At 43.9% G+C, this 14,014-nt stretch carries 9 protein-coding genes and 1 tRNA gene; 3 read left to right on the forward strand and 7 right to left on the reverse strand.

Features of this window, described 5'->3' with window-relative positions; genetic code table 11:
- Nucleotide 1 precedes the first annotated feature (1 nt).
- The 3 genes from Q4A14_RS02935 to Q4A14_RS02945 form a co-directional block, all read right to left on the reverse strand.
- On the reverse strand, nucleotides 2-2,473 hold the full coding sequence (locus tag Q4A14_RS02935; protein WP_303169817.1) for a hypothetical protein: 2,472 nt from the start codon (nucleotides 2,471-2,473) through the stop codon (nucleotides 2-4).
- A gap of 798 nt (nucleotides 2,474-3,271) precedes the next feature.
- Nucleotides 3,272-4,378 carry an LOG family protein gene (locus tag Q4A14_RS02940; protein ID WP_303169818.1) on the reverse strand — a complete coding sequence of 369 codons (1,107 nt, stop codon included), beginning with the start codon at nucleotides 4,376-4,378 and terminating at the stop codon, nucleotides 3,272-3,274.
- A gap of 221 nt (nucleotides 4,379-4,599) precedes the next feature.
- A complete protein-coding gene (locus Q4A14_RS02945; protein WP_303169819.1) occupies nucleotides 4,600-5,526 on the reverse strand; it encodes a M48 family metallopeptidase in 927 nt (308 codons plus the stop codon).
- Nucleotides 5,527-5,696: 170 nt separating this feature from the next.
- Between Q4A14_RS02945 and Q4A14_RS02950 the strand changes: the two genes are divergently transcribed.
- Complete coding sequence (locus Q4A14_RS02950) at nucleotides 5,697-7,652, forward strand: LTA synthase family protein (RefSeq protein ID WP_303169820.1); 1,956 nt, start codon at nucleotides 5,697-5,699, stop codon at nucleotides 7,650-7,652.
- A gap of 60 nt (nucleotides 7,653-7,712) precedes the next feature.
- On the opposite strand, the gene Q4A14_RS02955 is transcribed toward Q4A14_RS02950, so the two are convergent.
- Complete coding sequence (locus Q4A14_RS02955) at nucleotides 7,713-8,471, reverse strand: exodeoxyribonuclease III (RefSeq protein ID WP_303169822.1); 759 nt, start codon at nucleotides 8,469-8,471, stop codon at nucleotides 7,713-7,715.
- Between the two features lie 152 nt (nucleotides 8,472-8,623).
- On the opposite strand from Q4A14_RS02955, the gene Q4A14_RS02960 reads away from it, so the two are divergent.
- Entirely contained in the window at nucleotides 8,624-9,034 is a 411-nt protein-coding gene (locus tag Q4A14_RS02960; RefSeq protein WP_303169824.1) for a 5-fold beta-flower protein, read from the forward strand.
- Between the two features lie 87 nt (nucleotides 9,035-9,121).
- Here the strand turns inward: Q4A14_RS02960 and Q4A14_RS02965 are convergent.
- Nucleotides 9,122-9,193, reverse strand: a tRNA-Met gene (locus Q4A14_RS02965).
- Between the two features lie 616 nt (nucleotides 9,194-9,809).
- Between Q4A14_RS02965 and Q4A14_RS02970 the strand changes: the two genes are divergently transcribed.
- Nucleotides 9,810-10,310: a GNAT family N-acetyltransferase gene (locus Q4A14_RS02970; protein ID WP_303169825.1), complete on the forward strand. Its 501-nt coding sequence runs from the start codon at nucleotides 9,810-9,812 to the stop codon at nucleotides 10,308-10,310.
- 1,769 nt (nucleotides 10,311-12,079) lie between these two features.
- On the opposite strand, the gene nqrF is transcribed toward Q4A14_RS02970, so the two are convergent.
- The gene (nqrF, locus tag Q4A14_RS02975) at nucleotides 12,080-13,336 is read right to left on the reverse strand and encodes an NADH:ubiquinone reductase (Na(+)-transporting) subunit F (protein WP_303169826.1); all 1,257 of its coding nucleotides are present in this window, start codon (nucleotides 13,334-13,336) and stop codon (nucleotides 12,080-12,082) included.
- Between the two features lie 42 nt (nucleotides 13,337-13,378).
- Nucleotides 13,379-13,996, reverse strand: coding sequence for an NADH:ubiquinone reductase (Na(+)-transporting) subunit E (gene nqrE / locus Q4A14_RS02980; protein ID WP_303169827.1), 618 nt, complete (start codon nucleotides 13,994-13,996; stop codon nucleotides 13,379-13,381).
- Nucleotides 13,997-14,014 lie beyond the last annotated feature (18 nt).

A 14,014-nucleotide genomic window follows, 5' to 3' on the forward strand; every position in this document is an offset into this window, starting at 1 on the left:
TTTATTTATCTTGATAAGCAACTTGAGGATCACGTAGAGTGTTCTTGCTTCTTTCTATCTGATATGAATTAGCGTCACCAGCTTTCGCTTTAACTCGACCATAGACCATATTATCTGGGAACACGTGTACCAAAAGAGATCTTACAGTAACTTCAGAATCCAAGTATACCGTATTCACTTCATAACCTGTATTTCCAACAGGGCCTGATGGCTTAAGATTGCTCTCCGCCAACTGAGTACCTCCGGCTGTCTGACGAGCGAACTTAATGTATGTGGGCAACAACTGTTTTGCAGCCTCTTGAGTCATGAGTACAGGAGCAAGAATCACAACTTCGCCTTGTTTTCTTTCAGCGAGCTCCTTGTTGTAGATCTTATCGTAATTAATATCAGCATAATCAAACTGTCCTGTAGCCCTAACAAAGAAAATTGCGTCTTGATTGAGCGTCTCTTGCTTCGTACGTAATGTAAGACACTTAATCATTGGAGAAGCTTGATAGGGAGCCATCTCACAGACACCATTCCACTGTACAAGCTCATCATAATACTTAGTCTTTTGCTTTACAGTAAAATAATTCGTTTGTTTGTTCCAATAAGCGTTATAACCATTCATAAACTGGTACTTATTTTCCATCACGTAACGCTTAGGCTCGATCTTAAAATGATCTGTTGCACGCTTTGCAGAGACTAGCTCTGGCGTTGTTTGGATAGTGGTAGGATCTTCGCTTGTAGTAGGATATGCACCAAAATCAATCTCTGTAACAGCAGGGAGGTAGCTTGGAAGATCTGTCCAAGGATCATTAGGTCCAATTTGTCTTTGGATACGGAATGTGAGGACATGATTTCCTGTCAAGTATGGCTTATCTTCGTCCTTGGTTGCATCATTTGGACCTACAACAATAAGACGCAAGTTGATTTTATTAGGCACATAAGTATTTGATGCTGAAGCCTTAGCAGGTTTACCGGGAATAACAACCTCCTTAGTAGATCCCCAACGAGACTGAAGGTCATGTATCCATGGAAGATCGGCCTTAGGGACAAAGACTTCGCCCTTTTCATTTGCAGTGTACACCGTTTCCTGATTTGGAAGTCCGGGTAAGCCCTTCACCGTAGCTCCAGGAGCAAGATTTCCAGCCTCATCATAAACAAGATAGGTTACACCACCTGTGGTTGTTTGAACATACTCACCATATTCAGCTTGTGAATATTGAGCAATAACGTTGGGGACACCGTGGATGATTTCAACTTTTGCACCGGGCTTACCAGGTTCGCCTGGCTTACCATCAGCACCGTCCTTACCATCCTTACCACGCAAGAATTCCCAGAAGTCCTCAAGTTTATTCTTATCCTTTGGCCACTTCTCACCGGTGCGGTGGTCTTTTAGAGGCTGATCTGTATTGAAGCTTGCTTCAAGGTCTTCTTTCCAAAGTTCGTAAGCAGTCTTACCATCTTTACCGTTTGTACCGTTTGTACCGTTTGCTCCATCCTTACCCATGAGGAACTTATAGAAGTCTACCTTGGTAGTATCTGTCGCAGGCCACTTTGTACCAGGATTTTTAGGATCATCAAGCTGTTGAGCAGTGACCATATCCACCCATATTTCATAAGCAGACTTACCGTCGACACCGTCGTTACCTTTGTCACCCTTAGCACCCTTGAGGAATCTCCAGAAGTCTTCCTGAGTATCTTCATCCTTTGGCCAAGGTGCTCCGGTCGTAGGATCTTTGATCTTACCTTCCTTTAGGTCAGCTTTCCAGAGTTCATATGCAGATTTACCTTCATATCCATCTCGACCATCTTCTCCGCGCGCAGGCACTTTGGTATCGAAGTCTCCAATCCACCAGTTACCATTTTCACCGATGTGAGGAGTGACACCGTCCTTACCATCCTTACCATCTTTTCCTTTTAGGAATTGGAAGAAATGTTCGACTTCGACTCTATCCTTGTCCCAAGCGATACGACCTTCGAGGACCTCAGTCTTCCAGATTTCATAAGCCGAAAGACCATCTTTGCCGTCCTTGCCATCTTTACCTCTTGCACGGACACCGGTATCGACGTTGCCGATCCACCAGTTGTCATTGTTTCCGATATGAGGACTCTGACCATCACGACCGGTGATAAAGTCCCAGAAGTCTGTTTCCTTGTTTCTCTCTATCGGCCACATCTCACTTGGGTTGTGAGGGTTGGGCACATTACCTTTTGAGATGAGTTCTTTCCAAAGCTCATATGCTGACTTACCTGTCTCGCCACGATCACCTTTCTCACCCTTGATATATACGAGAAAATCCTCAACCGCTACCTTATTCCTAGGCCAGTTGACGTTACCTGCTTGTACTTCTTTTTTCCAAATTTCGTAGGTAGAATCACCATCATCCCCCTTTAGACCCGGAGGAAGATTAAAATTTAGATTGCTGCAAGAGTACAAAGTACATACAAGCAACAATGCCAAAAAACTAACAAATGTCTTCTTGGTCATAAGTTGTAAAATAATTAAAGTTTAAAATAAATATCATCTAACATGTTTACTACAAATGAGATACTGACCTATACCATTTGCAATAAACAAACTATTTAAAATAAATTCTGAAAAAACTCCCGTCCCTCCCCGCCGAAACTATTGATTGCCCCCGAACAGATATCTCCCCACATAAAACACTATGCCCGGACATAATATTTTACCTTATTAGATAATATTGTGAAGCCTAATTCAATCTTATTGTTTACGATGGGTAGAATACAATACTTAAGTTGTCTCCACCACAACTTTATATTCTTAATATTAATTATTGATTAAATCACACAAACAACCCCGTCAGAGTATGCTCCCTCCCCTCAAAGGTTTCTATTTACTATAATAGTGCGCACCTAACGGTAAAAAACTATTATTTATACGGCGCAAAAGTAGCAAATACATCTAATCTTACAAATATTTTTTAAATCCTTTAGAAATATAAAATATTCATTAAGATAACTCAATGAGCACACATAAAAATCATTTACAAAACATAAAAATCAAATAATCCAACAGAAAAAACTCCCATAAATCATGCCTCCCTCATAGAAACACAGAGGGAAATATCCACATCTCAAAGTCGAGGTGTACAACTTGACGAAAAAGATTTTCTAACCTTTTTCCATTCAATTGGGTTGGATAGATACAGGGAATGTAAAGCTCGGAACCGGAAAGTTCACTCAAGTCATATAAAATCGCCTCCACCAAAATAATCGCGGAGGTGAAGTTATAACCGTCGAAAGAAAGACTGATGATGGGTGGTTATTCTTGCCCCTTTGTAAATTCCCGAATGGAGGAGATGACATCGGCATTGTCATCTGTGATGGATAAGATGATATGATTGAGTTTGCCGGCTTCGACCATATCGACAAGAAGGGGATAAATAGGACGCTCCTCGCTCCAATAGCGTTTGCCCAAAAATATCATCGGACTTGACATCTCATAACTCACATAGTGGTTTTGAGCCAGATCCTGAAAGATCTCCTGCATCGTGCCCGCACTGCCCGGCGAAAAGATGACACCACCCTTTGCCAAGGCAAGCAGACCTTCCTCTCGGATACTGTTGGCAAAATATTTGGCAATATCTGTCGCAAAAGGAGTTGCCAATTCGTGCCCGTAATGCCAAGTAGGGATACCGAGGCTACGATAATCTGCGCATGGCAAACGGCGTATGACCTCCAAGGCTGTATCAAGCCATCCGGCATCCTTGAACAAAGGTGCAGCCTTGAGGACATCGAGAGCCTTGTCAACATCAGACTCCGCCCTCCCTGCAAGCCATGCTCCGAGGTGTGTGGCTTCCATAGCTCCGGGACCTCCTCCGGAAAGCATGAGATACCCAAGCTCGGTGAGGGATTTGGACAGCAATACAACTTGTCGATACATTGCGTCTGTCCGGCCGAGGCCGTGCCCGCCCATGATTGCAACAAGTCTATGGACGGGATAAGGACTGAGGAAATCATTGAGATTTTCCGTGATCGAGTGATCATGAAGAGCCTGAGCCAAAGAGTCCTTTATCGACAAAGTCTTCAGAGACTGCACATAATACTCATAAACACGCTTGTCATAGCAAGCATCATACGAATCCGGATCACCGCAGACATACCCATCATAGAGACTCTCTCCCGAATACAAAGTGTTGGGATAGGTTCTGAACGGCATGTCCAAACGAGGGAAAATATAATTGTCTGCCTGCAAATAACAAACCAGTTCTCCGGGCATTTCACACCCAAGAAAAAGACAGTCTTGCCACTTCACAGCGAGGACACTGTCACTGATCGCCCCAAGGTTTACTCCCTGAACAGCTACAGATCGGACCGTGCCGGATTGCATCACAATGAGAAGTTCTCTTACAGATTCGTAAAGTACCATAGTGTCATATATTGTGAGATCATGAGACAAATATAATATATCATAAAATGTAAAGTCAGGAGATATCCCTTAAACTTCACTAACACCACAAAGAAATAAATATGAGTCATAACATCGGACCAAATCCGATATCGTGACTCACATTCAAGATGTCATATATCCTATTCCCTTATGTATAGCCTATAGCCCCTGATCAATCAAATAACAGGCTAAGGACCTTATCAGTAGTGTGTCTTGATCTTTCCTCGAGAAGCACCTTTGGCCTTTGTCTCCTGAGTCTCAAGACGCTTGGCAGCTTTGGGTTGGGGGAACACCTCGCTACGCTGCCCTTGGAGAGCTGCATTGATCTTTGGGAGCTCTTCTTTTATAGCCTTGATACGCGCGGCATCCGAAGGGTGAGTACTGAACATATCCGTCCCCTTGTCTCCTCCTTTGCCTGCAGACATCTTTTGCCAGAAGGTCACAGCGCTGGCAGGATCATATCCTGCAATAGTCATGAGATACAATCCTATCCGATCCGCTTCGTACTCATGGGTACGACTATAAGGCAACATTACAAGGATATCGCTACCAAGACCATACACGAGAGAAGCTATCTGACGGGTAGCATACGACTTGTCATAGAGAGCAACGCTGAGAACCTGAGCGCCATACATCTTCATCATCTGTTGGCTCATACGCTCATTGGCGTGCTTTGCGAGGGCATGCGCCACCTCGTGAGACATTACGGTTGCCAGCTCATCATCGGTTGCAGCATACTTCAACAACCCCTCATAGACAACGATCTTCCCACCAGGCATACAGAAAGCATTGACCTCGTTGGATTTCACAAGGTTGAACTCCCACTTGAACTTATCGACTTCGCTTGCCATGCCTATGGATCTCAGGTAAGACTCCGTAGCACGAGCGATATTGACGCCGATCCTCCTCACTCTATCTGTTTGGCGAGCATTGTCAGAGATAGGGGCTTTGCGCATAAAATCGTTGTACTGTCTGAAACTGGTCTCCAAGACAACATTGTCTGACACGAGATTGATTCGATTACGTCCCGTCAAAGGCACCGACGAACACCCTGCAAAAAACGAGATAAACACAAGAGCAAAAGCCCATGTCTTTATATTGTTATATGTGTATGAGAATTGTCGCATAACTTTTTGATATTGGTTAGATGACCCAAAGTTATCGAAAAATCCCATATCCCGACAGTTCTTCTTTTCAAAGATGATATAGTAATGACATCTAAAGTCCGCTCGATTAGATATATACCAAAATCATTACCTTTGTACACTGTTAAGGTTTATTGTGCAGTTTTATAAATATGAAAGCATTAGAGACGAGGTACAGATACTTGGTATTCTTCTACCATCTATTTTTATCGTGGTTGATGTTCAACATCGGAAGGTTGGTCTTTTTCGTCCACAACCATGTATATTACAAACATCTGTCGGCAGGTGAGCTCTGGACGGCCTGGCTCGGAGGACAGAGATTTGATCTTGCAGCGATGGGCTATCTCAACAGCATATATATGTTGCTGTTTGTCGTGCTTGGATTCTTTTCCGTCAAAGTCCGTACCCACAGAGCCTCCTATCCGGCGATGAAGTGGGTATTTCTCATCCCCAATATTGCTGGTATCATCCTCAATGTCGGAGACTCCGGCTATTTCCCCTTTGTACGCAAGAGGATGACCTCCACGGTCTTTCAAGAGTTTGGAGAAGATAATCCCGTGCTCCTTGTCCTCCGCTTGGCATGGACGAACCCTGTGCTTACCATCATCGCCATAGCCATGGTCATAACATTGATATGGGCTTATCCACGCATCAAATATACATCGAGAAAAAAATTGCCGGTCGCTTGGAGGGTGATTTCATCGATTATAATCCTGTTGATTACTGTCTTCACCACTGTCGTAAGCATCCGCGGAGGACTCATCCACAGCATCCGTCCGCTATCCCCATTCAATGCCCAAGCCTATGTAGAGCAGGTAAAAGATAGAGATCTTGTGCTCAACACTCCGTTCTGCATGATCCGAACAGCGGACAAAAAAGTCCTCAAAGAGATCGAATACATCCCAAAAGAAGAAGCCGAACGCCTCTTCTCTGCACACTATAAAGCCCAACCTCTGAGCGAAACAGACTCCCTCTTTGGGGCTTACAAAGACTTCAACGTCATGATACTCATCCTCGAGAGCTTTGCAAAAGAGCACATCGGAGCGATGCAGGAAGATGGAAAAGGCTACACCCCATTTTTTGACACACTGATCAACGATCCTGCGACAGTCTCATGGCAGTATGCCTTTGCCAACGGTCGCAAGTCGATCGATGCCATGCCATCCATCATCGCCAGTGTACCGGCACTCGGGATCAACTTTGTGACAAGCAACTACTCCGGCAACGAGATTGACGGTCTTGGCACTTGTCTCCGTCGCCATGGCTACAAAGATGCCTACTTCATGCACGGTGCACCAAATGGCTCAATGGGCTTTGATGCTTTCTCCAAGCACATGGGCTATACGGGCTATATAGGCATGACAGAGTACAACAACGATGATGACTACGACAACGCTTGGGGTATATGGGACCAAAAGTTCTTACCATTTTTGCCCGAACAAATCAGTCGTTTCTCGCAGCCATGGTTAGGCACTATATTCACCCTTTCGAGCCACGAACCATTCAAGCTCCCCAAGGAGGACGAAGGAAAGTACCCCAAGGGTGATGTCCCTCTACAGACGATGATAGCGTACTCCGATGATGCTCTGAAAGACTTCTTTGAGCGCTCTCGGAAGGAGCCTTGGTTTGACAAGACCATCTTCATCATCACAGCCGATCACACCTCTCAGTCGGCAAGCCCGGTGTACGACAATCTTCCCGGCAACTTCGCTATACCACAGCTGTGGTATATCCCCGGCAAGCCCCTGCCCAAAGAGGATATATATACCCACAAGATCGTCCAACAAGCCGACATCTACCCCTCCCTACTCTACCTGCTCGGGGTAGAAGATGAGATCATCTCTTATGGACACAATATATTTGATCCCACCTCTATGTCGTATGCTGTGATCTCATGGGGCGAAGATCACCTGATCACCAAAGACAGCATCTATACTTTTGAGAGCGAATCGAACAAACTAACGGCAGAGTCGATCAAAACTGTCCTCTTACCTGCCAATGACTCGATTTCCTCCCCAAAGATAACATCACGACACCTCCCCGCCATCGTGATGGACTACAACAAGAGGCTCATACACAATCAGCTCAGCGCGAGATACAATCAGTAGTATCAAAAAACAAAAAGGAGGAACTCATCGGAGTCCCTCTTTTTGTTTTTTTTCTTTGTATCACTGAGCCTTCAAGATAAGTTCCACCGGACAATGGTCTGAGCCATAGATATCCGAGTGTATCTTGGCAGATTCCAGACGAGACTGCAATCTGTCTGACGTGAGGAAGTAGTCTATCCGCCAGCCTGTGTTCTTTTCACGAGACTTAAAACGATAAGACCACCACGAATAAGCCCCCTCCAAATCAGGGTAGAAAAACCTGAATGTATCGGTAAAACCTGCATCCAAAAGGTTTTGGAACTTCCCACGCTCTTCGTCCGTGAAGCCCGGGTTACGACGATTGGTCTTAGGATTTTTGAGATCGATCTCCTTGTGTGCCACATTCAGATCACCGCATACGATGACAGGCTTACAACTATCAAGATCAAGCAGATAAGCACGAAAAGCATCCTCCCACGACATACGATAGTCGAGACGCTTGAGCTCCTCCTGAGCATTGGGCGTATAGCAGGTGACAAGATAAAAGTCCGGCATCTCAAGAGTGATCACACGACCCTCACGATCATGCTCCTCCATACCTATACCATAGGCAATAGACAATGGCTCATGCTTGCTGTAAATAGCAGTACCCGAGTAACCTTTTTTCTCGGCATAGCACCAGTACGACTTATAGCCCTCTATTTCGGCATCGAGCTGTCCGGCTTGCATCTTCGTCTCTTGCAGACAGAAGAAGTCCGCATCTATCTCTTTCATAATGTCAGGAAAGCCCTTGCCGAAGCAGGCTCTCAACCCATTGACGTTCCAGGAAACAAATTTCATTATAGTATATATCTACGCTTTTATTGATTTATTTATGCATAAAACCAACAAGTCCTTGATAATGTTTGATATGCCTCGATTATTATTATATTTGTCTCATTGAGGAGGGATATGCCCCTCATTGTACTTACCCAAAACACATTGAGATGACTATGAGACACCTGATGTTACTTATCTGCGCTCTTTTTTGCGCCACCACACTCTATGCTCAAGAGATCAAACTGAGCGATGGCAAACAGGTCGGCTCAATCGCCACCGATGGGACAATACACAACCGCAGCAATGCCCGGATCGGAAAGATCAATTCGGACGGGACCATACGTGACCGTAACAACTCACAGATTGGAAAGATCGACTCCGACGGGACAGTGAGAGACAGAAGTGGTTCGCAAGTGGGAAAGATCAGATCCGACGGTACGGTCTATGATCGCAACAACTCACAGATCGGCAAAGTCGAATCGGACGGCACCGTACGCAACAGACAAAACACCCAAATCGGCAAAGCGACAGGAGTCAAAAGGGAATGGGTTGCAGTAGCATTTTTCTTTTTCTACTTCAACTGAAATCAAAACGCAAACCCGTATAGATCCTGACACTTATCAAAATAGAAAAGGGGAACAACCGATTGGTTATTCCCCTTTCCTTCTTAGTTGCGGAGGCAAGATTCGAACTTACGACCTTTGGGTTATGAGCCCAACGAGCTACCACTGCTCCACTCCGCGATCTCAATTGTAGTGCAAAGGTATGAATAATATTCGTAATATCCAAATCCCCCCATAGATGCACATCCCGGCATCAAGCACGAAAAGCCCCCAAAATCAAGCCAAGCGAGCGAAAAAAGCCACGTCCCCCTCACGACTTTCAGAAGCCCTAAGATCCGTAGATCGAATACCATTTGTCATCCCAAAAACCACACACATTCCGCATATATCAATACACATCAACCACTTATCCCCTCACCGATAATTCAATCATCAGTTTACCCGATCTCCCCTCCGCTCAACTCATTGAAGAACTCCCATATCCACAAAGGGAGTTGTCAGAAAAACTTTTTCACCGGTAGAAAAAGTGCCTCTTACAGACTCATACTCGCCCGCCAAAACCTAAAGACACAAAGAGCAGAAACAAAGCCGATAAATTAAGAAGTCTAACTTGACAAATTAAGGTGTCTAACTTGACGAAACAACATGCCTACCTTGATTCATCAAGTTAGACAACCTTTTTTTGAGAAGATCAAGGCACTCCCCTAACAGATCCTCAAAACATCAGGCAATCAGGAAATTTCTTTATCTTTACCGCAATCCGCTTGACGGCTCCAAACACAGAACAAAAAAATATATGAATAACATCATCATCCGAAGCCTCAAAAAAGACGAAATTCATCTCCTCGATGATTTTCTCTACGAGGCAATTTTCCTCCCCGAGGGAAGCCCTACACTTCCGAGAAGTATCATTGAGATTCCGGAAGTTAAAGTTTATATAGAAAACTTCGGAAGTAAAGTTGGAGACCACTGTTTGGTTGCCGATATGGAAGGAAAGGTTATCGGTGCGGTTTGGATCAGGATACTGTCCGGTCCCATCAAAGGTCATGGCAACATAGATGAAGAAACACCCGAATTCTCGATCTCTCTGTACAAGGAGTTTCGTAGTCAGGGTATTGGCAAAAGACTGATGACAGAGATGATCACCCTACTCAAAGAATATGGCTACAAACAAGCATCGCTAAGCGTGCAAAAAGACAACTACGCCGTTAAACTCTACACAGACCTCGGCTTTGAAATCATACAAGAGCACCAAACCGACTATGTGATGAAATTAACCTTTCCACAATCCTTATAAGCATATGGTGTACTCATCAAAAGCTCCCTGAATGAGAGAAAGCACCGCTTACCCTCTAAGATGAATCCTCACAGCCCACTTAAACGCATTATAGTCCTTCCCCTGAATGACTCCCAACCGCGCCACCACATCCTCCGCCGTCTCAAAACCCACTCACCTCAAGTTTAATGAAAGTGAAAATAATACAAAGCCTGCCCACTTATTCTCCATAGGAAACGTATTTATCGAAATCAAAATCTGAATAAGCCAAAAGGGTTTATATTTTACAAGTATCAAAGGGAAAGGTGGTAAGATTTTATTATATTCGAACCAAAATGACGCAAACAAATCTTTAATTTTCAAACCTTCAAAACTATGGAACAAGATTCTACTGAAAAATAGCCTCATCTGATATCCTCGAGCGCCTGTTTAAGTACTACAAATATGACCCTAAGTATAATGAAAGTCGTCTTTCTGGTCAAGTTTTTCTTTCAAGTCCAAAAAGGTTCAATGATCCGTTCGACTGTCAATTAGAGATAAAAAACAATGCAAGAGCTGTATTAGATAAGAAAAAGGAGAATTCGGTCTCAAAAGGCAAATGGCTTAAACATAAACTTATTGAATTAGGCTATCAAGAGGAAGAGGTTAAAGAAGTTTCGGATAAACTTCTCAATGAAGATGAAGAAATAACGAATGAAGTTTACGATAAGCAACTAAAGAAAATTGGCATTCTCTGTACGACCTCGAAACATGATAATATGCTGATGTGGAGTTATTATACCAAACTTGAAGGATTCTGTATTGAATATGATCCGAAGCTTATCATTCACGATTTGACAATAGGATTCATCAAAACATTAGATTATTACACACTAGATCATCTTTATAATACAAAGAAATATCATAAGCATCCAAGTGAAAGGTGCGAAGACTCTAATAAGCAAGGGTTAGCAGAAGCCCTCTTCAATGAAAAAGACATAGGAGAAGTAAAGAAAGTACCATTTTTCAAATGGTAAACCCAAGAAGAATACATTAAACTACGCCAGTTCGATCTAAGAAAATATGCTGTAAAATAAGTAAGTGTCTGTAATTCAATCTATTTATATATTCTATTTCAATAGGATAATCGCAAAGAAGAGCCAACATCTAAGTCTTTGGGGTTCAGACACAAGTGAAAAAACATCTGAGGGCAATGTAAGCACCTAAAAAAAACTCACGCAAAAAACTAAACATTATAATAATCAATATATTACATCTCTTTCTTATATCGAACTGACGTTAAACTTTATCAAGAACATTTATATCAAACGAATTAAATGGAGAAAAGTAGATTATAACTTAAAAAAAGATGATATTACGCCATTTTTATTTTACAACAAAGACGAGAAAGGCATCATTCACAAATACTACACAAAATCAAAAGACTGGAAACATGAAGAAGAATTTCGCTTTTTCATATCTCTGGGAGGTGACAAACTCATACGACTAAGTCCGGAGTGTATAAAAGCAATCTATTGTGGTGTCAAAATGAGCGATAGTCACATTCTTGAAATAGCCTATCTCCTGCATAGTAAAAGAATGGATCATGTCAAACTACTAAAAATGGGAACAGAGAAAGGGCTGATCAAATTAAAATCCAAAGAGATAGAATATCAAACAGAAGAATTCAAAAAAGCATTGGATGATTTTTTAGAAAAGATAACATCCAAATAAAAATCACAAAAACAAAAAGAACAGGCTCAATACCCAGCAGATATTGAGCCTGTTCTTTTATGGAATGACGACGGGGATTACCCGAAGTCGTCGAAGTATAGCTGTTCGCGTGGAACTCCGAGGTTGTCGAGCATAATCTTGACGGCGTTGGCCATAGGACCGGGACCGCACATATAGTATTCGATATCTTCGGGAGCTTCGTGTGCTGCGAGGTAGTTGTCGCGGATGACTTCGTGGATAAAGCCTGTGTAGCCTGTCCAGTTATCCTCTGGGCGTGGTTCGGAGAGAGCGATGTGGAACTTGAAGTTCGGGAACTTCTCTTCGAGCTCGCGGAAGTCTTCTTCATAGAAGATTTCGTTCTTCGAACGTGCACCGTACCAGTAAGATACCTTACGACCTGTCTCAAGGGTACGGAAGAGGTGAAGTATCTGTGCACGGAGAGGTGCCATACCTGCTCCACCACCGATGTACAACATCTCTGCGTCTGTATCTTGGATGTGGAAGTCTCCATAAGGTCCTGACATCGTCACCTTGTCGCCGGGCTTGAGGCTGAAGATGTATGATGATGAGATACCGGGGCTGATACCTGCCTGCCATGTACCGGTCGAGCGGTCGAACGGAGGTGTGGCGATACGTACGTTGAGGGTGATGATGTTACCCTCGGCAGGGTAGTTCGCCATAGAGTAAGCACGTACGGTCTCTTCGGTATTCTTACAGGTCAGAGGCCATAGCTTAAATTTGTCCCACTCGGGCTTAAACCTATCCTCGATATCCATATCTGAGAACTTGATGTCGTATTTCGGAATAGAGATCTGTGCGTAGCTACCTGCCTTGAAGTCGAGGACTTCGCCCTCGGGCAACTTAACGACAAACTCCTTGATGAAAGAAGCGACGTTCTTATTGGAAACGACGGTACACTCCCATTCCTTGACTCCGAAGACTTCTTCGGGCACAACGACCTGCATGTCGTTCTTGACCTTGGTCTGGCATGAGAGGCGCCAGTGTGCTTTCATCTCTTTGCGAGAGAAGAATGGCTTTTCGGTAGGTAGTATCTCTCCTCCACCTTCGGTGACACGGCATCGGCACTGTCCGCATGATCCGGAACCACCACATGCTGAAGAAAGGAAGATCCCTTGGCTCTGAAGTGTATTGAGGAGCGTGCCTCCCATAGGTGTCTCATACTCTCTCTCTCCGTTGACCGTCAACTTGACATTTCCTGAAAGTACGAGCTTTGACTTCGCAAAGAGAAGGGCAAGTACCAATACGAGCGTAATCACAAGGAAGACAAGTACACTCGCCACGATCGTTGTGGTTGATATTGCTAGAAAAATCATTATGATATGTATTGTGTTATCAGTTAGAGAAATCAGAGCGACTTAGATCGTAAGTCCGGAGAAACACATGAAGGCAATACCTGCCAAGCCTGTGATGATGAACGTGATACCGAGACCTCTGAGTGGCTTGGGGACATCGGAGTATGCTATCTTTTCACGTATAGCTGCCATACCGATGATGGCAAGCAACCACCCGATACCCGATCCGAATGCATAAGTGGTCGCCATACCGACGTTCTCAAAATTGCGCTGTTGCATGAAGAGTGACCCACCGAGGATCGCACAGTTCACCGCAATAAGTGGCAAGAAGATACCGAGAGAGGCATACAGTGACGGGCTGAATCGCTCGACAATCATCTCTACAAGCTGAACAAATGATGCGATGACAGCAATGAAGATAATAAGACCGAGGAAGCCGAGATTGATATCTTCGTATCCCTCACCCAACCAAGAGAGCGCGCCTTCTTTGAGCACATAGTTCTCGAGCAGGTAGTTGATAGGCACTGTGCAGACAAGGACGAAAGTAACTGCTATACCAAGGCCAAGAGAGGTCTTGACATTCTTGGAGACAGCAAGGTACGAACACATACCGAGATAGTATGCAAAGACCATGTTGTCTACAAAGATGGACTTGACAAATAAGCTGAGATATTCTTGCATCTTTATATCTTGTTTAAT

The organism is Porphyromonas sp. (genome assembly GCF_030529325.1).
In the GTDB taxonomy this organism is placed as follows: domain Bacteria; phylum Bacteroidota; class Bacteroidia; order Bacteroidales; family Porphyromonadaceae; genus Porphyromonas_A.